This window comes from Neisseria bergeri, assembly GCA_003044455.1.
Lineage (GTDB): Bacteria > Pseudomonadota > Gammaproteobacteria > Burkholderiales > Neisseriaceae > Neisseria > Neisseria bergeri.
The window spans coordinates 455740-476504 of the sequence record POWY01000001.1; the positions used below are offsets into that span (position 1 = coordinate 455740).

Here is a 20765-nt window from a genome sequence, read left to right on the forward strand (position 1 = left end):
ATGACCCAGAAAACCGTTTACCAACTCGACACCCAAAACCTCTATATCGGCAGCACCGGCGCCGACCCTGATCCATTAAATCCTGAAAACTGGCTCATCCCGGCAGGTTGCATTGAGACCGCGCCGCCAGAAATCCCCGAACACCACGCCGCGCGTTGGACGGGCGAAGAGTGGGAAATCCTAGAAGACCGACGCGGCCAAACCGCCTACCGGACGAGCGACGGCGGCAAAACCGACATCGAAGAAGCCGGCGCGTTACCTAAAGGCCTGACCCTGATTCCGCGCCCGTCGGAATACCACAAATGGGACGGAAGCGACTGGGTGCTGACACCTGCCGCCAAAAAGAAAATACTGCAACAGGCGAAGTCTGAAAAACTGGCTGAAGTCAACCGCACCGCGCAATCCTATATAAACCGTGCGGCGGGCTTGGATAAAGTGCCCGAATTTGAGGTGGCAACTTGGACAACGCAGGCATTTGAGGCGAAGGCATGGCATGCCGACCCTAATGCTGCAACGCCGACGCTTGACGCCATTGCCGCTTCTCGAGGCGTGCCGCCCGCTGCTTTAAGGCAAAAAGCTTATGAAAAAACGCTTAAATTCGAGCGGTTGACCGCTTATGTGGCAGGCTTGAGGCAGGCGGCGGAAGACAAAATCAACGCCGCGGCAAATCTTGATGAATTGACTGATATATCGCTCGTCATCGACCTGAAAGCCGAGGCTGAATGATGGCGGAAGTTTATCTGGCACTTTACAAAGGAAAGGCGGACGGAATACGTGCGAGGTTTGAGGATTGGCTGATACGTACTGTAACTCGCAGTCAGTACAGTCACTGCGAAATCGCCGTGCGGCTCCCTACATACTGCGCCTCTTCTTATGCCTGTTATTCCGCCAGTGGGCGCGACGGCGGTGTACGTATGAAAGTGATGCCGCTGCCGTCTGAAAAGTGGGATTTGATTCCGCTGCCGCCATCCGCGCACAGTTCGGTCGTCTGCCTATATGCTCAGACACGCGGTTGCCGTTACGACTGGATGGGAGCAGTTGGGACGGTATTCCGTCTGACTCAGAGTAAAAACCGTTGGTTCTGTAGCGAGTTTTGTGCGACGGTAATGGGAATAACCGAAGGTTGGCGGTTCTCGCCCGGGGATTTGGCAGCAATATTCCGGAGGGAGGCTGTATGACACCCTCTCAATTTTGTCAGACCCAAATCGACGAATGGATGAGGGTCAGCAGATACGCATCGGAAACCGGCGATATTGCCCTGTTCGAGCGAGCGGAAAAAGAAATTGCCAATTATCAAATAATACAGAGCAACTGATGGAAATAACATCAATAAAGGAGGATAAAAATATTAAAGTGGGACGGCGACGTACCGGTGCGGGAACACTGGTACGCCAGCCAAGCAGGGCAAGCCGCATTGACTTCAAGGCCGCCTTAGTCTCTAGAGACTTGGGCATTCTATCCAAAATTGGAGTGAGTGCAAATGCAAAACTACCGCGAACTGCGCTGCAAATATTGCGGCAGGCTGCTTGCAAAAGGCAGCGGCAGCGTGCAAATAAAATGTATGCGCTGCAAAAATATCAATACCTTCAACTAATTAAAAATCATCAGAATGCCACCGAGCATCAAAACATTATGATTCATTATATTGATAAGAGTACCGCGAGTACCCGCTATATAGGAGTAACTCATGGACTATACCAAACCACAACCCATCGTCCCATGGATGGGCGGTAAACGCCGCCTAGCAAAACACCTGTTCCCCATGTTCCCCGAACATTCCTGTTACGTCGAACTGTTTGCAGGTGGAGCGGCACTCTTTTTCCTTCGCCCGAAACCTGCCAAAGTAGAGGTACTTAACGACATCGACGGACAGCTTGTTAACCTCTACCGCGTCGTTCAGCATCATTTTGATGAGTTTGTCAGACAGTTCGAGTGGACGCTGACCAGCCGTGAAGTCTTCTCCCGACTGCAAAGCACACCACCGGATTGCATGACCGACATCCAACGTGCCGCACGGTTCTTCTACCTCCAGCACAATGCCTTCGGCGGCAAAACCGTCCAACAGCATTTCGGTACAGCAACTACATCTAAAGCATGGGACGCCTCTCAAATCAAAGCAAAACTGACCGCTGCCAAAACCAGACTGAACGGTGTATTCGTTGAAAACGAACCGTGGGAACGGTGTTTTAAACGCTACGACCGCGAACATACCTTCTTCTATGCCGACCCACCGTATTGGCAAACAGCAGGCTATGACCGTTCTTTTGATTGGACGCAATATGAACTATTGGCGAAATCGATGGCTGAGAGCAAAGGCAAAGTCATGCTGTCCATCAACGACCATCCCGATATTAGAGAGTTGTTCAAAGATTTCCGAACTACCCGCCTTGAGCTTACCTATTCCGTTGGTCGGGACAAAACGCAAAAAACCAGCGGCGAACTGGTTATCTGCAACTGGTAAAACAAAAGCGACGGTTATCGTCGCTTTTATAAAAGTGCAAGGGAGTTGCAAATAATGCAATAAACTGCCAAAGTTTTTTCTCAGAAAATGCCGAAATTTTTCTCGGTGCGCTTCAGGTTCGGACATAATATGATTCCGTATCGGAAAGACGGTTATTATAAGGCAGGCCGATCGAATATTAAATTGTTGCCTTACGCTAACGCAATTTAGCGTACCTATATGCTAGATTGGCGGTTTTATAAGTAAGGATACGGATATGCTGCGTTCTATTTTGGCGGCTTCCCTATTGGCGGTATCTTTTCCGGCAGCGGCTGAAGCATTGAATTACAATATTGTCGAATTTTCCGAATCGGCGGGTATCGAGGTGGCTCAGGATACAATGTCCGCGCGTTTCCAGGTGGCGGCAGAAGGACGGGACAAAAATGCCGTCAATGCCGAGTTTGTTAAAAAATTCAACAGTTTTAACAGAAAATCAAAAAATGGTAGCTTTAAAACCGAATTGGTATCGCGCAGTGCGATGCCGCGCTATCAATATACCAACGGCAGACGCATTCAAACAGGCTGGGAGGAGCGTGCGGAATTTAAGGTCGAAGGTAGGGATTTTGATGAGTTAAACCGTTTTATTGCCGATATTCAGGCAGATGCCGCATTGGAATATACGGATTTCCATGTGTCGCGTGAACGCCGAAACGAGGTCATCGATCAGGTCAGTAAAGATGCTATTTTGCGTTTCAAGGCGCGTGCCGACAAGTTGTCGGGCATATTGGGTACGTCCGGTTATAAAATCGTCAAATTAAATTTGGGACACATCGGCAGCCATATCGCGGGTGGAGGAGCTGCTCAGGCAAAAATGCTTCGTGCCATGCCGATGGCAGCAAGCTACGGCGTGGAGGGTACGGATTCCGTTGCACCTGGTGTGGAGGAAATCAGCATCAGTGTCAATGGAACGGTTCAGTTCTAACCACGGATAAACAGGTAAATGCCGTCTGAAACCGGATGATACGGTTCAGACGGCATTTATATTTTAGGCTTTAGGCAGGGTAACGCCGGTTTGCCCCATATATTTGCCGTTGCGGTCTTTGTATGAAGTTTCGCACACTTCGTCGCTCTCGAAAAACAGGACTTGCGCCACGCCTTCGCCTGCGTAGATTTTGGCGGGCAGCGGGGTGGTGTTGGAAAACTCGAGGGTAACGTAGCCTTCCCATTCCGGTTCGAACGGGGTAACGTTGACGATGATGCCGCAGCGGGCGTAGGTGGATTTGCCCAAGCAGACGGTCAGGACGTTGCGCGGGATGCGGAAATATTCGACCGTGCGTGCCAGTGCGAAGGAATTGGGCGGGATGATGCAGCAGTCGTCTTCGACGGTAACGAAGTTTTTGGGATCGAAGTTTTTGGGATCGACGATGGTGCTGTTGATGTTGGTAAAAATTTTAAATTCATTGGCGCAGCGGATGTCGTAGCCGTAGCTGGACGTGCCGTAGGAGATGATGCGTTTGCCGTCGGCTTCTTTGATTTGGTTCGGCTCGAAGGGGTCGATCATGCCGAATTCTTCGCTCATGCGGCGTATCCATTTGTCGGACTTGATGCTCATAATGTTTTCCTTGTTTCTTTCGATGTTCGGACAAAGCATTCGGGGATGCCGTCTGAAAACGGGGCTTATTTGTTTTTAGGCAGTTTCACTTCTTTAATCATGCCGTTTTCGCATTTCATAATGAAGAGGGTTTCGCCGTTTTGCGAGACGGTAAATTTGCCGTGTGCCAAACCTTTTTTAAATATGCCCGAGAGTACCATGTTGCGGAATTTGGTACTGTCGGAATTGAACGGTTCAATAAATATTTCGCGGTTGGCGGCAACGGTATAAACGCCTTGTCCGTCGAACTTGCCGTTTTTAAACGAACCGGTATAGTTGCGCCCGTCTTGGCAGTGCCATGTGCCTTTGCCGTCGGGTTTACCGTCTTTGCCGACATTGCCGTCGTAGGTGCAGCCGGGTTCTTGATAGGAAGTCAGAACGGCGGCCGAAGTGGGGAGGGCGAACATCATGGCGGGCAGTAGGAATGCGAGATGTTTAAGCATAAGGGTTATTCCATTGGATTTTGGTTGACGGTATAAAAGCCGTCTGAAAAATCAATCTTGCCAGCCGCCCAAATAGGAAACCAGCTCTTCCAACATGGTGCTGACGGATTCCGCCATCAGGATTTGCGAGGCGAAGGCAAGGCCGGCGGCATCGTCGCCGTTGCTTTCGGCTTCTTCCTGCAATACGTCGAGGTATTGGATGCGCTTGAGTGTGAAGTCTTGAGTGAGGATAAAGGCGATTTGTTCGCGCCAAACCAAACCGAGCTGGGTTACGGTTTTACCGTTTTTGACGTGTTGAACCACTTCGTCGGCGGTCAAATCTTGTTTGGATACTTTGACGACGGGAACAATATCGCCCGTACCTTTGAGTTCGCAATCGCTGTCTAATTCAAAACCGCCTTCGCAATGCCCTTGCAACAGCCAGCCGGTCATCAGGGAAGAGGGCGATTGTTTGGTATTCGGCAGCGAGGCTTCCAAACCGCCCAAGGCTTCGCGCAGCTTGGTCAGGATGTTTTCCGCTTTGGTGGAAGCCGCATTGTTGACAAGCAGATAGCCGTGGCGGGTGTTAAACACCGCTTCTGTACGGCTGCTGCGGGTAAACGCTCGGGGCAGCAGGTCGTCTGTAATTTGCTCTTTAAGCTCTTGTTTTTCTTTGCGACCGACATTGCGGGCTTCATTGTTTTGGATTTCCGCTACCTTCTCTTCCAAAATATCGCGGATGACGCCGGCAGGCAGGACTTTTTCCTCTTTTTTCAGGGCGACGCGCAAGGTGAAGTCGGCAGGGAAAACGAGTTCAGGGGAGAATGAAACCGGTGCGGTAAAGCCTTCGCTGAACCAGTCTAAGCCTTGGCAATGGGTAAATTCAGCTTCAGCAAGTTTGTCGGCAAGTACGTCCGCCTCAGGCAGCTTTTCTTTGTTGAGCGGATAAAAACTAATCTGCTTGAACCACATAATGTTTCCTGTTGTTTGAAATGTCGGGAATTATTTGCTGAATTGTTTTTTCACACTGACTTTGGTTTTCTTCTTGAAGCGGTTTTTCTCTTCCTTGCGGCCTTCGCGTTTCTCGATGCGGTTGCTCAGGCTGACGCGGCGCAGCGGTTTTTTCTTCGGTTTGTCTTCCGCATTTTCATACGGATTTTCCGAAACATTGTATTGAATTCTGAGCGGCGTACCTTGCAGATTGAAGGCTTTGCGGAAGGTCTGGGTCAGATAGCGCGTATAGCTGTCGGAAATCGCGTGCAGCGAATTGCCGTGTACCACAATCACCGGCGGATTCATGCCGCCTTGGTGGGCATAACGCATTTTCGGACGCACCAAGCCGGCGCGCGGCGGCTGCTGACGTTCGATCGCGCTTTGCAATACGCGCGTGATTTTCGGTGTCGGCATCTTAATCATCGCCGCGTTGTAGGCAGCCTGAATGCTGTCGAACAATCCGTCTATGCCGCGTTCTTTCAACGCAGAAATAAAGTGGAACTTGGCAAAATCAAGGAAATACAGTTTGCGGTTGATATCGCGTTTCACTTGCTCGCGCCGCTCTTCGCTGATGCCGTCCCATTTGTTGACGGCAACCACCAAGGCACGGCCTGCTTCCAAAGCGAAACCTGCAATCGTCGCATCTTGGTCGGCAATGTCTTGTTGCGCGTCCAACACCAAAACAGCGACGTTTGCCGCTTCAACCGCCTGCATCGCTTTGATAACGGAGAACTTTTCCACCGCTTCATCCACTTTGCCGCGACGGCGCACGCCTGCGGTATCGATGATGGTAAACGGTTTGCCTTCACGTTCAAAATCAATGTGGATGCTGTCGCGCGTCGTGCCTGCCATATCGAAGGCAATCACACGCTCTTCGCCGAGAATGGCGTTTACCAAGGTCGATTTGCCGACATTCGGACGACCGATAACGGCAAAAACAGGATGTTTTGCATCGGCTTCTTCGGCTTCCGGCTCTGGGAAGGTTTCCAAAATATCTTCAATCAGATAATACACGCCGTCGCCGTGCGCACCTGAAATAACATAAGGTTCGCCCAATGCCAGCTCGTAGAACTCGGCGGCAAGCACGGCTCTGTTGCCGCCTTCGCCTTTGTTTACCGCCAGATAAACAGGGCGCGGGCTTTGGCGCAAACGGTCGGCAATAATCTTGTCTTGCGGGGTCAGGCCGGTACGGCCGTCCACCAAAAACACAACTGCATCGGCTTCATCGACAGCCTGCAAGGTTTGTTTTGCCATTTCGTGCAAAATGCCGCTGTCCACAACCGGCTCGAAACCGCCGGTATCGATGACCAAATAAGGTTTGCTGCCGACTTTGCCGTGACCATAATGGCGGTCACGGGTCAGACCGGGCAGGTCATGCACGAGCGCGTCTTTGGTGCGCGTCAAACGGTTGAATAAAGTAGATTTGCCGACGTTGGGGCGGCCGACAAGTGCGATGGTTGGTTTCATGATTGAGTCTTTCTGTGTCAAGTGCCGTTCGGGAGAACTGAACACGAGCAGGTGTCCGTTGGGACACGGCGGATGGGTTTTACGGGAATTGCCGTAGGATAGTGTTGTCTGAAATGCCGTCTGAAGAGAGGGCGGCATTTCAGACGGCATTTCAGACGGCATTTATTTCAGCGAATCGAGTTTCATTTGAACCAATTCGCGACCGACAGAATCTTGAGGCATTTTTTCCAAAGCCTGTCCGTAGTTTTTTAAGGCTTCCTGGCTTTTTCCCTGTGCGGCATAAACATCGCCTTTGGTTTCCATCAGCAGGGGGGCGAAGTCCGCCTCAACCGGCGTGTCGAGTGCGGCAAGCGCGGCATCGTATTTTTTTTGTTGCAACAACACAACGCCCAGACGCTGCGCCGCCAACGCCTGAATCAGGCTGTCTTGCTGATTGGACAATACCCATTTCAAATGGCCTTCGGCAACATCGTAACGCTGCGCGTCAAATTCGGTTGCCGCCGCCATCAGCGTGGCTTGGGCAGCGGAAATGGAATGCGGGTAGCTTTGTTGGAGTTTGGCCAATTCGGCATTGATTTCGTTTTGCGGGGCTTTGTTTTGCGCCTTTTCCACGATTTCAGCCAATATGGCAGCGGCTTCCTGATTTTGGGTAACTTTACGGTTTTGGTAAACCGTGTATCCCAAGTAGCCGAGCGCTGCCAAAATCAGCACGGCAAACAGCCATTTGCCCGTGGTTTTCCAAAAATATTTGAAGTTGTCTAACTCTTGTTGTTCTTCCAAATGGGCTGCCATTTATGCGTTCTTCCATTGTTGTAAAGTATGGGTTAAATCCTCGGCGGCGACGGTTTGTTGACCGTGTGCGCCGTTCATGTCTTTGAGCGTAACCGTACCGTTTGCCAGCTCATCCTGAGCCACAATCAGGGCAAAGCGTGCGCCACTGTTGTCTGCTTTTTTCATTTGCGCTTTCAGGCTTTGATAGCCGGAATGCTGCATCACATTGAAACCTTGAGCGCGCAAGGCTTGCGCGTATTTCATCACCTGCAAGTCCGCACCTTCGCCTTGGTGCATTGCATAGACATCAGGCGCAGCGTTCACTTCCAGCGAGCCGTATTCGCTCACCAAAAGCAGCAGGCGCTCAATACCCATTGCAAAGCCGATAGACGGCGCAGGCTTACCGCCAAGTTCTTCAATCAAACCATCGTAACGGCCGCCGCCGCACACAGTCGCCTGCGCGCCGAGTTTGTCGGTCGTCCACTCAAAAACCGTCTGATTGTAATAATCCAAACCGCGTACCAAGCGCGGATTTTCAACATATTGAATCCCCAAACCGTCCAACATCGCCTTGAAGCGTGCATAGTGGTTTTGCGAAGCCTCGCCCAAATAATCCACCAAACGCGGAGCCGCATTGCAGATTTCCTGCAAATCAGGGTTTTTCGTATCCAAAACGCGCAAAGGATTGGTTTTCAGACGGCGTTTGCTGTCTTCGTCCAATTTGTCTTCATAACGGGTCAGATATTCAACCAACGCCGCACGGTGTGCTGCGCGTTCCTCACGGTTGCCCAAGCTGTTGATTTCCAAAGTCAGGTATTCACGAATACCCAATTTTTCCCACAAATCGGCAGACATCGCGATGATTTCCGCATCAATATCCGGCCCTTCAAAACCCAAAGCCTCGATGCCGACCTGATGGAACTGACGATAACGGCCTTTTTGCGGACGCTCGCGGCGGAACATCGGCCCCATATACCACAGCTTTTGCGGGCTGTTGTACAGAAGGTTGTGTTCGACCACAGCACGCAGACAAGAAGCCGTACCTTCAGGACGCAGACTCAAGCTCAAAGAATCGTTTGAATCGGAGAAGGTGTACATTTCCTTGCCGACCACATCGGTTTCCTCGCCGATGGAGCGGACAAACAAACCGGTTTGCTCGACAATCGGCGTACGGATTTGCTGATAGCCGTAAGCGCGTGTCCAACGGCTAACCGTATCTTCAAACGCCTGCCAAAACGCAGCCGTCAGTTTGAAATCTTTTTGTTCGACAGGTAAAAGGTCGTTCATGCCTTTTACAGATTGAATTTTTTGTGCCATTTCAAGTAAGAATGCTTAAATCAAATTGCGGGCGATTATAGCGGATTTTTAAGGGCTTGTGAGGATAGGGATGGTTTGCGGACGGGTAAAAATGCCGTCTGAAACAGTTTTCAGACGGCATTTGACTTACTCTGCACGCCCTTGCCTGATTTGTTCGACTGCAAACTCCGTCTGCCGCTTGGGATGATGTGTGAAAAACAATTTATTTGAAATTGTCTCGGCTTTTTTCGGTACGACAGCCAAAATCTTACCTGCCAAATTACCCTCACGGGTTTGCCAAGCATCCAAAAACTGCGCCCTGCTCATCGAAACATGACCCAGCGACGGGTCGGCAAGCAAAACCGTATTGCCATCTATACCGCGCAATACCGAGAAATGATCATCCTTGCGGTATTTCAGATACACGATGACGGGGATTTTCAACTGCGCAAGCTGCTCGAAAGACAGGGCATAGCCTTTCGCTTCAAAACCCAAATCAGGCATAATGCGCCGCATATCCTCAAACGACGCGCGCATCTGCTCCTTATCCAGCTTTTCCAACACTTCTTCTTCCGTCAGCGTTTGCCCGTAAAAATTGTTCAAAAGCGTCGCCACCGAAGCCGCCCCGCAGGAAAAATCCAAATCCTGCTTTACAATATTGAAATCCCGCCGCGCTTTCCAGCTTTGTATTTTGACTTTGCCGTAGGCTATGGGGTTTTCTTCCGCAAAGGGAAAAGAATGTGCACAAAGCGGCAGGGCGGCGGCGAGGAGCAGGGAAGCGGCAAACCGCCTTTTTTGTTCCATCAAAATCCTCCTGAAAGGCTGCCTGAAATTTCCAAGCAGCCTTTTTGTTTGCTTATTAATCGGATAGTGAGACAAATATAAAGTGGGCGGCAATCATTGCCGTAACGGCAGCCGTAACTGTTTTATTTTCTTCAAACCAAAGCAAGTTGAGAAACATGAACATCAAGAAATATGATGGTTCTTCAGTTTTGCCGCTGCTTTCTTGAGTCAGAAGATAAAATATAGATATGGCGGTTATGCCGATTGCTGTTTTTATTAAAATATATTTGTTTTTCATCATCTTGTATGGTTTTTAATGCAAGTTTCAACAATAAAATTCGGAATAAGATAGAGAGATGTTGATATATCAGATAAATATACAAAACAATCAAGAAACGATTGGCGGTATGCATAATCTTGAATTTTGTTTTTTGATGAAATTAAAATAATGAAATATATGGTAAACGTTACAACGGAAGCCTTAGCCTCCCGATTGCAGTATTTCAATTACAAGATAAATGCCGCATAGAAGATAAAATACTCAAATGGTTTTTTAGCGGCTTAAATATCTTATTTAATCTTATTGATTGTTTTTCCAATGGTTTCCGCAATAAATAATAAGAAGTGGAATAATAAACAAACAAAACATGAAAATAAAAATAAATCTTTCATTATCCCAGTAATAAAATCCCAAAGATTTTCCTTATTTCCATCAACAATAAAAATTATCAGTTCATGAATAAAGAATACTGCAAAGAAAATGCTTCCTGCCGTTAGGGATATTTCTAATCTACTTATTTTCCCTTCGCTATATTTACCTGATAAATAGCCTAAAAAAGCTGCAATCAAATCATCCATTTTAAAAATTTCTGTAAAAACAGGTAATGTCTTTAATTCATTACCTGTTTTGCCATTATTTATCTATGATATAAGCGTTTCTTACCCTTCAGCCTCTTTGGGAAATCAAAGCCCTGCTTAGAACGTATGTTGCACACCCAATTTCAATAGGTAAATCAGATTGCAAATCCAGCAATTTGAATATTGTCATTGTTCCGTGCAAAAGGGATTTTTATTGATGAGTTGTGTACTGGGTTTCAGCTTGGCTTTTTAGATAATCTTTTCACAAGAACATACATCAATACTGTCCAAAAAAAAAGATTTGATAAATATATTGCAACATATTTTATTCCACCTCCATCCGAAACAGAAATCAATATATTTTTAATTAATACATAGCTGATTATTACATTTATTATTCCTATAATATATAAGGATCTTGCCAAAATTTTTTTTGATTTTATTTTAGGAATATCTCTTATCCATGCTAAAATACAGCCCAATGTCGAAAAGAAAATAACAGCAAACACTACCTTACCTCCTCTCACTTCCAACCAAACCGATAGCAGGTTTGGTTGGAAGTTGGTTTATTTATTATTTAACGGCGAATGTCAGTGTTCTTACCCGTAGAACCTGCATAACCATTTATGCCACCAGCAACAGTCCCCACTACTGCACCTCGCATACCATTAATCAGTATTCTTCCTATTTTTTCGAATCCACTATTTCTTCCAAAGATGCAGCAAACGCAGGTTGGGCCTAGACCCAATCTACGTTTGCTGCCGCATCTGATCCCTATTGTTTCTTATCCTTACATCTTCCTGCCTTGTCAACCAAATAAAGACAGAAGACTATACAAAAACTGACCGACATACTGAAAATACCTATCCCCTTCCATGCAATCTCCGCACCATTGACACAATAGACCAGACTGAGAAACAACAAAGCCACAGTGTAAATCAATGTAAAAAATATTGCGTAAAGCGCAATAAAGGGAACTTTTATCTCACGGTTGTTTTTTATAATATATTCAGCAACTTGATTTCCGAATATACCTGATAAAAAATATAGTATTAGATCATCCATTTCGTTTATCTTCTATGTTTTCCCATTGCGGCACTGGAAGACTGATTTAATGCTGCACCATTTGCACGAATAACTGCATTAGGAATAGCATTTCCCCCTTTCCAAGCAGAACGAGCAAAAGCACTAGTAGTAATCCCTGCGCCGCGCAACATCGCACTGCTATATCCGCCTCCTATCATACCGCCAGCGGTTGCAGCTAAGGTACTTCTTGTTGAAGCAAATTGCCCTGTTTTAATTTTAGAAATGCCGTGATTAGCCCAGGCACTAATTGCCCCTCCCATCAAAGCACCTGCCACAATAGGAAGAAACGCCCCCTCAGTCTCCTTCATCTCCTTTTGAGAAAGCTCCGCCAACTGCATCGGCGCATCTGCCTGCGTGTGGAACACTTGGTTTTCAAATGTCTGATTGTCCAAGCCGTTTGCCATTGCGGGGGCAATCATAGACAGCATCATTACGGCTGCGGTGATTTGTTTTTTCATAATAACTCCTTTGGATTACAAGGTTGGAAAATCAAAACCTGCTTAAAATGTATGCTGTACGCCAAATTTCAGTTCGGAACTGCTTTGCCCTGAAACGTTGAAACGTGCGGATGCGTTTAAAGCCGTGGTTTTGGTGAAACCGAAACCTGCGCCGAAATGGGCGTAGGTGGATGTGTTTCTTGCGGATTCTTTTTTGCCGTCCGTCCGGTCGGGCTGCCTGCCCAGCCATTGGATGCCGCCGGTCAGGCTGATTCTGTCGTTGGCGGCAAATGAGATGTTGGGGTTGAGCAGCAGGTAGTTGCCCGATTTGTAGCGGATGCCGTCTGAAAGGGTTTTGCTGCCGTTGATACGGTAGGCGGCAGTCAATGAGAGGACGACGGGGTCGATAGCTTTGTAGGTGGTCGCGCCAATCAGCCATGATTTTCCCGACGAGGCTTTGCCGCGTGATTTTTCGTAAAGCGTGCCTTCGAGAAAGCCAATAAGGGCGGGATTTTTGTCGTCTTTAAGGAAGGTATGGCTGATGCCGAGGGATATGTCAGACATCCGTTTGTTGCGGGTTTTGCCGTTGCCGTCGAGTTTGCGTTCTTCGTGCCACAGATAGCTGCCGCTGCCGTAAATGTCGGTATTGCCGGTCAGTCCGTAGCGCAAACCGAGCGTACCGACGAGCATATCGGTATTGCTGCCGTTTTCTTGGATTTCGGTCGGAATGGGAATAAATGAGGTTGCGCCGGTTTGGATGTAAACCGGTGCAGCAAGTTCGGCGCGGTTGTTTTCGCTGTTCAGGTAGGTAAGGGAAGTTTCCAGTTTCCATTTGCCCTTGTCGGTCATTATGTCTTCAATCGTCAAGGGCAGGTCGGCATAAGCGGATAAAGGCAGGATGGCGGGCAAGGCGGACAAAAAGATGCGCTTCATATTTCTCCTATTGATATTAATTCTTATTTACTGATAATAATGAATATCCGATCATTTTGTCTAAACAAATTTTTAAATCAAAAAAAACGATATATTTGTTTTTATCAATTATGTTCTGATATGCCGTCTGAAAAGTTTGTGAAAAACGGTTACAATCCGCCGCATGAAAAAACGCAATAATCCTCTTCCGCTGTTGAACGGTGTCAAACCCAGTTATTTGGTGCTGCCGCATGAAAAGCAGTTTTACGGGCTGCCGCTGCTGCATTTTCTGTGCATCCGCTTTCCTTTTGTGGGCGCGGACGATTGGCGCAGGCGGTTGAACAGCGGTTTTGTGGTCGGTTCGGATGGTGCGGCGTTGGATGAACATACTTTGTTCGAGCCGGGTAAGACGATGTTTTATTATCGTGAAACCAGCAGTGAGGATGAGCCGCGTATTCCGTTTGAAGAAAAGATTTTGCATATTGATGAACATTTGATTGTCGTGGACAAGCCGCATTTTCTGCCCGTCATCCCCAGCGGGCGTTTTTTGAGGGAAACGCTGCTCACACGTCTGCGCCTGCGCCCTGAATTGCAGCATTTGAATGTTGAAGACATTACGCCGCTGCACCGCTTGGACAAGGATACGGCAGGGGTGATGCTGCTGTCACACAATCCTGCTACGCGCGGAGCCTATCAGACGATGTTTCAAAACAAAACGGTATGGAAAACGTATGAGGCGCTTGCGCCGACAAGGACGGATTTGCCGTATCCGATCGATGTGGTTTCGCGTTTGGTGAGGGGTGAAAAATTTTTTACGACGCAAGAGGCGGAAGGCGAACCAAACGCACATACGACGGTCGAACTGATTGAAAACAGAGGGGAATTCAGCCTTTACCGCCTTACGCCGCATACCGGCAAGAAGCACCAGTTGCGCGTGCATATGATGGGTTTGGGTATGCCGCTGTTGAATGACGCGCTCTATCCCGTGCCGTCTGAAGCGGGAAGCGAGGATTATCGGAAACCTTTGAAGCTATTGGCAAAAAAGATTGCGTTTGCAGATCCTTTGTCGGGTCGGGAAAGGGTGTTTTGCAGTAGGTTTTGCCTATAATGAGAGGAAATGCAAACCCGTATCGGCAGATGCCGCCGATACGGGTTTTATATTATCGATGCCGTCTGAAAGGGGCTTTATCCGTTCAGGCATACGGGCGCGAAGCGGAGGATGGTGTCGCGCAGAACGATGAGTTTGCCATGAAAGAAATGCGTGGAACCGGCGATGGTAATGACGGGCAAATCTTGCGGTTCCGCCCATTTCAGTGCTTTCCCGATTTCGACGACTTCGTCTTCCGCGCCGTGTATCATCAGTGTTTTTGCAACGTTGGGAACAGCTGACGGTTCCGGACGGTCGGTATAGTGGCAGACTGCTGCGCCCATGAGCAGTAACAGGTCGGGTATGCGCTCTTGTGCGGCAAATGTGGCGACATAACCGCCGAAGGAGAAGCCGGATAAGGCAAATTCGGGGGCTTCGGGATGTTGGGCACGGGCATAATCGATGACGGCGAGGCAGTCTTGAGTTTCGCCGCGTCCGTAATCGTGTGTGCCTTCGCTGTTGCCTACGCCGCGAAGGTTGGGAAGGTAGCAGTGGAATCCGAGTTTGCTCAATGCTTTGGCGGCGGTTTGGATAACTTTGTTGGTGTTTGTTCCGCCCTGGAGGGGGTTGGGATGATTGATGACGGCAACACCGCGTGCCGGTGTTTGTTCGGACGGGATATGGATGGTTTCTAAAATGCCGGCAGGGCCGGGTATGTGTATGGTTTCGGGTTTTTGCATAATGGTTTCCTCTTGATTTTCCGCATATTCCGATGCAGCCGAGAAGATGGCGGCCTAAAGGTGGAAATGCTTGCCGTTGTTGGGGTTGGAGGCTTTCAGGTCGGCGAGCATGCGGTGGAAGTCCAATTCGTATGCGTCGCTCAGTTTGTCGGCACGTTTTTTGAGTTTGTCTATGTTTTGCTCTTTGGGGCTGCTTTGGAATGCCATTACCGCGACATTGCCGTGGCTTTCGGCAGGAAGTTCCAATACGCGCCCTTCAAAAACGCTCAACAACCGTTCGATGAAGCGTTGATAGCGTTTGTCGCCGCCCCACCAGTTGGTAACGAATATGCCGTCTGAAGAAAGTGCGTTGCGGCAGTCTCGGAAAAACGGTTCTTCAACCAGCGTATCGATGATTTGTTCGCCGTCGAACCCGTCCACCAAAATCACATCGGTGTTGCGGCGGAAGACTTTGATGTATTCCGCACCATCTGCTTCAATAATTTCAAATTTCTCGCCCTCGAAAGGCAGCTCAAACAGGTTGCGGGCAATGGCGATAACCTGCGGGTTGATGTCCACGGCGGTTTGACGCGTATCGGGCAGGTAGGTATCTATCCAGCGTGCAAACGAGCCGCCGCCCAAGCCGATTTGGGTGATATGCTGCGGCAGGCGTTCCGCAAACAGCAGCCAGCCCATCATCGCGCGGCTGTAAGAGAGCACCAGCTCGGACGGGTGGTCGAGGTTCATCGAGCTTTGAACGGTGTCGCTGCCCAAGTGAAGCGAACGGATATTGCCTTCTTCGGAAATGCCGACTTCGGGAAAGCCGGATTTTGCAGGACGCAGGCGGCGGTAGGGATGTCTTGCCATCGGTGTAAACGGTCGGTTTGAAAGGCGGATATTTTATCAGAATGCCGATGCTTGTCCTGTTTCAAATTAATTTTGTTTTAAATAAGATACTTAGTGTATTTTTATGAGGGGGTCAAACAAATTCCTTGCCAAAGTGTGAAGTTGCCTGCATAATTCGCCTTCTTTGCCGGTATAGCTCAGTTGGTAGAGCACCTGACTTGTAATCAGGGGGTCCCGAGTTCGACTCTTGGTGCCGGCACCATTTCTGCTGATGGTGTTGCAAAACATTTCAGTAAGCCGGTATAGCTCAGTTGGTAGAGCACCTGACTTGTAATCAGGGGGTCCCGAGTTCGACTCTTGGTGCCGGCACCAGATTTGACAGCCCGATTGTGCAAAACAGTCGGGCTGTTTTGCATTTGCGGCACGGTCGGTGGCAGGGCTGCGGGCATTTCACTATAATAGCCCGTTTCAAACTGAAAAGGCCGTCTGAAAAGGGCGGGGTAACAATATCTGATGATTACTGTGAACACACTGCAAAAAATGAAGGCGGCGGGCGAGAAAATCGCGATGCTGACCGCTTACGAATCCAGTTTTGCCGCGCTGATGGACGATGCCGGCGTGGATGTGCTGTTGGTTGGGGATTCTTTGGGAATGGCGGTTCAGGGGCGGAAATCGACGTTGCCCGTCAGCCTGCGCGATATGTGCTATCACACTGAATGTGTGGCAAACGGTACGAAAAATGTCATGATTGTCAGTGATTTGCCTTTTGGTTCGTATCAGCAGGGTAAAGAGCAGGCATTTGCTGCTGCCGCCGAACTGATGGCTGCCGGCGCGCATATGGTTAAACTTGAAGGCGGTGTGTGGATGGCGGAAACTACCGAATTCCTGCAAATGCGCGGTATTCCGGTTTGTGCGCATATCGGTCTGACGCCGCAATCCGTGTTTGCCTTTGGCGGATACAAGGTTCAGGGTCGCGGAAGTAAGGCGCAGGCGTTGCTTAACGATGCCAAGGCGCATGACGATGCGGGCGCGGCGGTCGTGTTGATGGAGTGTGTTCCTGCGGAACTGGCAAAAAAGGTAACTGAATCCGTTTCTTGTCCGACCATCGGTATCGGTGCGGGTGTGGATTGCGACGGGCAGGTTTTGGTGATGCACGATATGCTCGGTATTTTTCCGGGTAAGACGGCGAAATTCGTCAAAAACTTCATGCAGGGTCATAATAGCGTTCAAGCGGCGGTTCGTGCGTATGTCAAAGAAGTTAAAGCAAAAACCTTTCCTGCTGCAGAACATATCTTTACAGACTGAACGGTTTACATGCAGCATGCCGTCTGAAAGCCGATTCAGACGGCATTTTGTTTTGCCATGTACGGCGCGTATAATCGGCATCTGTCATCGGGTAGGAGCCCCGTAAAATAAGGATTACCGTAATGCAAATCATACATACCATTCGAGAACTGCGCGCGTGGCGTAAAAATGCGGGAAAGGTGGCATTTGTGCCGACCATGGGCAATCTGCATGAAGGGCATCTTGCCCTCGTTCGCGAAGCCAAAAAACGCGCCGACAACGTTGTTGTCAGCATATTCGTCAACCGCTTGCAATTTGGTCAGGGCGAGGATTTCGACAAATATCCGCGTACTTTGCAACAGGATGCGGACAAACTTGCCGCCGAAGGCATTGCCGTTGTTTTCGCGCCCGATGAGAAAGAACTCTATCCGAACGTGGAACAACGGTATAACGTCGAACCGCCCCATCTGCAAAACGAATTGTGCGGCAAATTCCGCCCGGGACATTTCCGCGGGGTGGCAACGGTAGTGTCTAAGCTGTTCAATATTGTCGCGCCGGATGTTGCCTGTTTCGGCAAAAAAGATTACCAGCAGCTTGCCGTGATTAAAGGTTTGACCGAGGATTTGAATTTCGACATCGAAATTGTCCCCGTCGATACGGGGCGGGCGGCGGACGGTTTGGCACTCTCCAGCCGCAACCAGTACTTGAGCGTTGAGGAACGCGCCGAAGCACCGCGCTTGTACCGCGAGCTGCAGGCGGTTGCCGAATCGCTGAAGCAGGGCAGTTTGGATTATGCAGGTTTGGAAAAACGCGCCGTCCAATCTCTGACGGAACACGGCTGGACGGTCGATTATGTCGAAATCCGCCACGCCGATACGCTCGAAGTGGCACGGACGGGAGATAGGAAGCTGGTGGTCTTGGCCGCCGCCCGTCTGGGGACGACGCGCCTGATTGACAATGTGGAAATAAAACTCCCTTGAATCGCAAGCGTCGGTAATGCCGTCTGAAGCAGTATTTCAGACGGCATTTATTTTTTTGAACGGGGTTTCGCAAATCTACAAACGATTCTGCTTGTGATAAAGTTACGCCTGATTATATGCCGTCTGAAAGTTCGGACGAATGTCGGATATAAGGATGATTATGCTACCTAACCGTTTCAAAATGTTAACTGTGTTGACGGCAGCCTTGATTGCCGGACAGGTGTCTGCCGCCGGAGGCGGTGCGGGGGATATGAAACAGCCGAAGGAAGTCGGAAAGGTTTTAAGGAAACATCAGCGTTACAGCGAGGAAGAAATCAAAAACGAACGCGCACGGCTTGCGGCAGTGGGCGAACGGGTTAATCAGATATTTACGTTGCTGGGAGGGGAAACCGCCTTGCAAAAAGGGCAGGCTGGAACGGCTCTGGCAAGCTATATGCTGATGTTGGAACGCACAAAATCCCCCGAAGTCGCCGAACGCGCCTTGGAAATGGCCGTGTCGCTGAACGCGTTTGAACAGGCGGAAATGATTTATCAGAAATGGCGTGAAATCGAGCCTGTGCCGGGTGAGGCGCAAAAACGGGCGGGGTGGCTGCGGAACGTGCTGAGGGAAGGGGGAAATCAGCATCTGGACGGATTGGAAGAGGTGCTGGCGCAATCGGACGATGTGCAAAAACGCAGGATATTTTTGCTGCTGGCACAAGCCGCCGTGCAGCAGGATGGGTTGGCGCAAAAAGTATCGAAAGCGGTTCGCCGCGCGGCGTTGAAATATGAACATCTGCCCGAAGCGGCGGTTGCCGATGTGGTGTTTAGCGTACAGGGACGCGAAAAGGAAAAGGCAATCGGAGCTTTACAGCGTTTGGCGAAGCTCGATACGGAAATACTGCCCCCCACTTTAATGACGTTGCGTCTGACTGCACGCAAATATCCCGAAATACTCGACGGTTTTTTCGAGCAGACAGACACCCGAAACCTTTCGGCCGTCTGGCAGGAAATGGAAATTATGAATCTGGTTTCCCTGCGCAGGCCGGATGATGCCTATGCGCGTTTGAACGTGCTGTTGGAACACAACCCGAATGCAGACCTGTATATTCAGGCGGCAATATTGGCGGCAAACCGGAAAGAAGGTGCTTCCGTTATCGACGGCTACGCCGAAAAGGCATACGGTAGGGGGACGGGGGAGCAGCGGGGCAGGGCGGCAATGACGGCGGCGATGATATATGCCGACCGCAGGGATTACGCCAAAGTCAGGCAGTGGCTGAAAAAGGTGTCCGCGCCGGAATACCTGTTCGACAAAGGCGTGCTGGCGGCTGCGGCGGCTGCCGAATTGGACGGAGGCAGGGCGGCTTTGCGGCAGATCGGGAAGGTCAGGAAGCTGCCCGAACAGCAGGGGCGGTATTTTACGGCAGACAATTTGTCCAAAATACAGATGCTCGCCCTGTCGAAACTGCCCGACAAATGGGAAGCCCTGATCGGGCTGAACAAGATCGTCGCCAAACTTTCGGCGGCGGGAAGTGCGGAACCTTTGGCGGAAGCATTGGCACAGCGTTCCATTTTTTACGAGCAGTCAGGCAAACGGGAAAAAATGATTGCCGACCTTGAAACCGCGCTCAAACTTACGCCCGACAATGCACAAATTATGAATAATCTGGGCTATAGCCTGCTGACCGATCCCAAGCGTTTGGACGAAGGTTTCGCCCTGCTTCAGACGGCATACCAAATCAACCCGGACGATACCGCCGTCAACGACAGCATAGGCTGGGCGTATTACCTGAAAGGCGACGCGGAAAGCGCGCTGCCGTATCTGCGGTATTCGTTTGAAAACGACCCCGGGCCCGAAGTTGCCGCCCATCTAGGCGAGGTGTTGTGGGCATTGGGCGAACGCGATCAGGCGGTTGACGTGTGGACTCAGGCGGCACACCTTACGGGAGACAAGAAAATATGGCGGGAAACGCTCAAACGCTACGGAATCGCATTGCCCCAATCTTCCCGAAAACCCCGGAAATAATGCAGGTCTATCCTTTCAGACGGCATAAGGTTTGCCGGGAAGCTGCGGCATTCGGGCAAACGGCATGCAGTTCGCACGCGTTTTGCACGGCACGCCGAACCCGCCGGCCGACAGGATGGCACCCGTTAAGGAAATTCTGATGAAACACACCGTATCCGCATCGGTCATCCTGCTTTTGACCGCTTGCGCGCAATTACCTCAAAATAACGAAAACCTGTGGCAGCCGTCCGAACACACCCGCAGTTTCACGGCGGAAGGGCGGTTGGCAGTCAAAGCGGAAGGGAAAGGTTCGTATGCAAATTTTGACTGGACATACCAACCGCCCGTGGAAACCATCAATATCAACACCCCTTTGGGCAGTACACTCGGGCAGTTGTGTCAAGACAAAGACGGTGCGTTGGCAGTGGACGGCAAAGGAAATGTCTATCAGGCAGAGAGTGCGGAAGACTTGAGCAGGCAGCTGGTCGGTTTCAAATTACCAATCCAATATCTGCATATCTGGGCAGACGGCAGACGGGTTGCACGCGCACCTTACCGCATCCTTTCAGACGGCATATTGGAACAATACGGTTGGGCTGTCGGTAGAACCGCCGACAGTGGGGGGCAAGTCCGAACGTTGCAACTGAATAACGGAAATTTGAACATCAGGCTGGTTTTCACCGAGATTGGAATGCCGTCTGAAACCGAAACCCCGGAACGCTGTGCGGCGCGCACGAGATAAGGCGGAC

The 20765-nt window shown here is 49.9% G+C and carries 25 protein-coding genes and 2 tRNA genes; 13 read left to right on the forward strand and 14 right to left on the reverse strand.

Annotated features, from left to right (window positions below; all coding sequences use genetic code 11):
* From DBY86_RS13540 to DBY86_RS02715, 6 genes are all read left to right on the forward strand, one after another.
* Positions 1-726, forward strand: coding sequence for a tail fiber assembly protein (locus DBY86_RS13540; RefSeq protein WP_234403359.1), 726 nt, complete (start codon positions 1-3; stop codon positions 724-726).
* A complete protein-coding gene (locus tag DBY86_RS02700) occupies positions 726-1178 on the forward strand; it encodes a hypothetical protein (protein ID WP_042508299.1) in 453 nt (150 codons plus the stop codon). Before DBY86_RS13540 ends, DBY86_RS02700 begins: the two co-directional genes overlap by 1 nt.
* Positions 1175-1315 carry a hypothetical protein gene (locus DBY86_RS13265; RefSeq protein WP_199901030.1) on the forward strand — a complete coding sequence of 47 codons (141 nt, stop codon included), beginning with the start codon at positions 1175-1177 and terminating at the stop codon, positions 1313-1315. Before DBY86_RS02700 ends, DBY86_RS13265 begins: the two co-directional genes overlap by 4 nt.
* Positions 1315-1734: a hypothetical protein gene (locus DBY86_RS14060; RefSeq protein ID WP_465119536.1), complete on the forward strand. Its 420-nt coding sequence runs from the start codon at positions 1315-1317 to the stop codon at positions 1732-1734. The genes DBY86_RS13265 and DBY86_RS14060 overlap by 1 nt, the downstream gene beginning before the upstream one ends.
* A complete protein-coding gene (locus tag DBY86_RS02710) occupies positions 1688-2461 on the forward strand; it encodes a DNA adenine methylase (RefSeq protein WP_199901019.1) in 774 nt (257 codons plus the stop codon). The genes DBY86_RS14060 and DBY86_RS02710 overlap by 47 nt, the downstream gene beginning before the upstream one ends.
* Before the next feature lie 256 nt (positions 2462-2717).
* The gene (locus tag DBY86_RS02715; protein WP_107818805.1) at positions 2718-3422 is read left to right on the forward strand and encodes an SIMPL domain-containing protein; all 705 of its coding nucleotides are present in this window, start codon (positions 2718-2720) and stop codon (positions 3420-3422) included.
* Positions 3423-3485: 63 nt separating this feature from the next.
* Here DBY86_RS02715 and dcd read toward each other — a convergent pair whose 3' ends face one another.
* The 12 genes from dcd to DBY86_RS02790 form a co-directional block, all read right to left on the reverse strand.
* Complete coding sequence (gene dcd / locus DBY86_RS02720; protein WP_002222688.1) at positions 3486-4052, reverse strand: dCTP deaminase; 567 nt, start codon at positions 4050-4052, stop codon at positions 3486-3488.
* Between the two features lie 65 nt (positions 4053-4117).
* A complete protein-coding gene (locus DBY86_RS02725) occupies positions 4118-4534 on the reverse strand; it encodes an MORN repeat-containing protein (RefSeq protein ID WP_021438563.1) in 417 nt (138 codons plus the stop codon).
* 51 nt (positions 4535-4585) lie between these two features.
* A complete protein-coding gene (locus DBY86_RS02730; protein ID WP_107818806.1) occupies positions 4586-5485 on the reverse strand; it encodes a recombination-associated protein RdgC in 900 nt (299 codons plus the stop codon).
* 30 nt (positions 5486-5515) lie between these two features.
* The gene (der, locus tag DBY86_RS02735) at positions 5516-6973 is read right to left on the reverse strand and encodes a ribosome biogenesis GTPase Der (RefSeq protein WP_107818807.1); all 1458 of its coding nucleotides are present in this window, start codon (positions 6971-6973) and stop codon (positions 5516-5518) included.
* Between the two features lie 162 nt (positions 6974-7135).
* Complete coding sequence (locus tag DBY86_RS02740; protein WP_101143969.1) at positions 7136-7765, reverse strand: YfgM family protein; 630 nt, start codon at positions 7763-7765, stop codon at positions 7136-7138.
* The gene (hisS, locus tag DBY86_RS02745; RefSeq protein ID WP_101143970.1) at positions 7766-9061 is read right to left on the reverse strand and encodes a histidine--tRNA ligase; all 1296 of its coding nucleotides are present in this window, start codon (positions 9059-9061) and stop codon (positions 7766-7768) included.
* Positions 9062-9187: 126 nt separating this feature from the next.
* Positions 9188-9844, reverse strand: coding sequence for a C39 family peptidase (locus DBY86_RS02750; protein ID WP_101132026.1), 657 nt, complete (start codon positions 9842-9844; stop codon positions 9188-9190).
* Between the two features lie 55 nt (positions 9845-9899).
* Positions 9900-10124, reverse strand: a complete 225-nt coding sequence (locus tag DBY86_RS02755; RefSeq protein WP_086430036.1) for a hypothetical protein — start codon at positions 10122-10124, stop codon at positions 9900-9902.
* Between the two features lie 269 nt (positions 10125-10393).
* Complete coding sequence (locus DBY86_RS02765) at positions 10394-10681, reverse strand: hypothetical protein (protein ID WP_086430037.1); 288 nt, start codon at positions 10679-10681, stop codon at positions 10394-10396.
* Between the two features lie 236 nt (positions 10682-10917).
* On the reverse strand, positions 10918-11190 hold the full coding sequence (locus DBY86_RS02775; protein ID WP_086430046.1) for a hypothetical protein: 273 nt from the start codon (positions 11188-11190) through the stop codon (positions 10918-10920).
* 561 nt (positions 11191-11751) lie between these two features.
* Positions 11752-12225: a hypothetical protein gene (locus tag DBY86_RS02785; protein WP_086430039.1), complete on the reverse strand. Its 474-nt coding sequence runs from the start codon at positions 12223-12225 to the stop codon at positions 11752-11754.
* 42 nt (positions 12226-12267) lie between these two features.
* Positions 12268-13137 carry a meta-pathway of phenol degradation family protein gene (locus tag DBY86_RS02790; RefSeq protein ID WP_101132025.1) on the reverse strand — a complete coding sequence of 290 codons (870 nt, stop codon included), beginning with the start codon at positions 13135-13137 and terminating at the stop codon, positions 12268-12270.
* Positions 13138-13300: 163 nt separating this feature from the next.
* On the opposite strand from DBY86_RS02790, the gene DBY86_RS02795 reads away from it, so the two are divergent.
* Positions 13301-14224: an RluA family pseudouridine synthase gene (locus DBY86_RS02795; RefSeq protein WP_107818808.1), complete on the forward strand. Its 924-nt coding sequence runs from the start codon at positions 13301-13303 to the stop codon at positions 14222-14224.
* A 77-nt stretch (positions 14225-14301) separates the two neighbouring features.
* Here DBY86_RS02795 and DBY86_RS02800 read toward each other — a convergent pair whose 3' ends face one another.
* Together DBY86_RS02800 and DBY86_RS02805 are read right to left on the reverse strand one after the other, a co-directional pair.
* On the reverse strand, positions 14302-14943 hold the full coding sequence (locus DBY86_RS02800) for an alpha/beta hydrolase (protein WP_107818809.1): 642 nt from the start codon (positions 14941-14943) through the stop codon (positions 14302-14304).
* 54 nt (positions 14944-14997) lie between these two features.
* Positions 14998-15789 carry a polyamine aminopropyltransferase gene (locus DBY86_RS02805; protein ID WP_107818810.1) on the reverse strand — a complete coding sequence of 264 codons (792 nt, stop codon included), beginning with the start codon at positions 15787-15789 and terminating at the stop codon, positions 14998-15000.
* A gap of 165 nt (positions 15790-15954) precedes the next feature.
* On the opposite strand from DBY86_RS02805, the gene DBY86_RS02810 reads away from it, so the two are divergent.
* The 6 genes from DBY86_RS02810 (at position 15955) to DBY86_RS02835 (ending at position 20758) form a co-directional block, all read left to right on the forward strand.
* Positions 15955-16030 (forward strand) — tRNA-Thr (locus tag DBY86_RS02810).
* Between the two features lie 34 nt (positions 16031-16064).
* A tRNA-Thr gene (locus DBY86_RS02815) sits at positions 16065-16140 on the forward strand.
* 141 nt (positions 16141-16281) lie between these two features.
* A complete protein-coding gene (gene panB / locus DBY86_RS02820) occupies positions 16282-17073 on the forward strand; it encodes a 3-methyl-2-oxobutanoate hydroxymethyltransferase (RefSeq protein WP_107818811.1) in 792 nt (263 codons plus the stop codon).
* A gap of 122 nt (positions 17074-17195) precedes the next feature.
* Entirely contained in the window at positions 17196-18032 is an 837-nt protein-coding gene (gene panC / locus DBY86_RS02825) for a pantoate--beta-alanine ligase (protein WP_107818812.1), read from the forward strand.
* A gap of 160 nt (positions 18033-18192) precedes the next feature.
* Positions 18193-20037, forward strand: coding sequence for a tetratricopeptide repeat protein (locus tag DBY86_RS02830; protein ID WP_107818865.1), 1845 nt, complete (start codon positions 18193-18195; stop codon positions 20035-20037).
* Between the two features lie 139 nt (positions 20038-20176).
* Positions 20177-20758 (forward strand): outer membrane lipoprotein LolB, encoded by a 582-nt coding sequence (locus tag DBY86_RS02835; RefSeq protein ID WP_107818866.1) that lies wholly within the window; start codon positions 20177-20179, stop codon positions 20756-20758.
* Positions 20759-20765 lie beyond the last annotated feature (7 nt).

Bases quoted from the DNA above. Each gene is read 5' to 3' on its own strand.
- DBY86_RS13540 (WP_234403359.1), top strand. From the start codon at position 1: ATGACCCAGAAAACCGTTTACCAACTCGACACCCAAAACCTCTATATC.
- DBY86_RS02700 (WP_042508299.1), top strand. From the start codon at position 726: ATGGCGGAAGTTTATCTGGCACTTTACAAAGGAAAGGCGGACGGAATA.
- DBY86_RS13265 (WP_199901030.1), top strand. From the start codon at position 1,175: ATGACACCCTCTCAATTTTGTCAGACCCAAATCGACGAATGGATGAGG.
- DBY86_RS14060 (WP_465119536.1), top strand. From the start codon at position 1,315: ATGGAAATAACATCAATAAAGGAGGATAAAAATATTAAAGTGGGACGG.
- DBY86_RS02710 (WP_199901019.1), top strand. From the start codon at position 1,688: ATGGACTATACCAAACCACAACCCATCGTCCCATGGATGGGCGGTAAA.
- DBY86_RS02715 (WP_107818805.1), top strand. From the start codon at position 2,718: ATGCTGCGTTCTATTTTGGCGGCTTCCCTATTGGCGGTATCTTTTCCG.
- dcd (WP_002222688.1), bottom strand. From the start codon at position 4,052: ATGAGCATCAAGTCCGACAAATGGATACGCCGCATGAGCGAAGAATTC.
- DBY86_RS02725 (WP_021438563.1), bottom strand. From the start codon at position 4,534: ATGCTTAAACATCTCGCATTCCTACTGCCCGCCATGATGTTCGCCCTC.
- DBY86_RS02730 (WP_107818806.1), bottom strand. From the start codon at position 5,485: ATGTGGTTCAAGCAGATTAGTTTTTATCCGCTCAACAAAGAAAAGCTG.
- der (WP_107818807.1), bottom strand. From the start codon at position 6,973: ATGAAACCAACCATCGCACTTGTCGGCCGCCCCAACGTCGGCAAATCT.
- DBY86_RS02740 (WP_101143969.1), bottom strand. From the start codon at position 7,765: ATGGCAGCCCATTTGGAAGAACAACAAGAGTTAGACAACTTCAAATAT.
- hisS (WP_101143970.1), bottom strand. From the start codon at position 9,061: ATGGCACAAAAAATTCAATCTGTAAAAGGCATGAACGACCTTTTACCT.
- DBY86_RS02750 (WP_101132026.1), bottom strand. From the start codon at position 9,844: ATGGAACAAAAAAGGCGGTTTGCCGCTTCCCTGCTCCTCGCCGCCGCC.
- DBY86_RS02755 (WP_086430036.1), bottom strand. From the start codon at position 10,124: ATGATGAAAAACAAATATATTTTAATAAAAACAGCAATCGGCATAACC.
- DBY86_RS02765 (WP_086430037.1), bottom strand. From the start codon at position 10,681: ATGGATGATTTGATTGCAGCTTTTTTAGGCTATTTATCAGGTAAATAT.
- DBY86_RS02785 (WP_086430039.1), bottom strand. From the start codon at position 12,225: ATGAAAAAACAAATCACCGCAGCCGTAATGATGCTGTCTATGATTGCC.
- DBY86_RS02790 (WP_101132025.1), bottom strand. From the start codon at position 13,137: ATGAAGCGCATCTTTTTGTCCGCCTTGCCCGCCATCCTGCCTTTATCC.
- DBY86_RS02795 (WP_107818808.1), top strand. From the start codon at position 13,301: ATGAAAAAACGCAATAATCCTCTTCCGCTGTTGAACGGTGTCAAACCC.
- DBY86_RS02800 (WP_107818809.1), bottom strand. From the start codon at position 14,943: ATGCAAAAACCCGAAACCATACACATACCCGGCCCTGCCGGCATTTTA.
- DBY86_RS02805 (WP_107818810.1), bottom strand. From the start codon at position 15,789: ATGGCAAGACATCCCTACCGCCGCCTGCGTCCTGCAAAATCCGGCTTT.
- panB (WP_107818811.1), top strand. From the start codon at position 16,282: ATGATTACTGTGAACACACTGCAAAAAATGAAGGCGGCGGGCGAGAAA.
- panC (WP_107818812.1), top strand. From the start codon at position 17,196: ATGCAAATCATACATACCATTCGAGAACTGCGCGCGTGGCGTAAAAAT.
- DBY86_RS02830 (WP_107818865.1), top strand. From the start codon at position 18,193: ATGCTACCTAACCGTTTCAAAATGTTAACTGTGTTGACGGCAGCCTTG.
- DBY86_RS02835 (WP_107818866.1), top strand. From the start codon at position 20,177: ATGAAACACACCGTATCCGCATCGGTCATCCTGCTTTTGACCGCTTGC.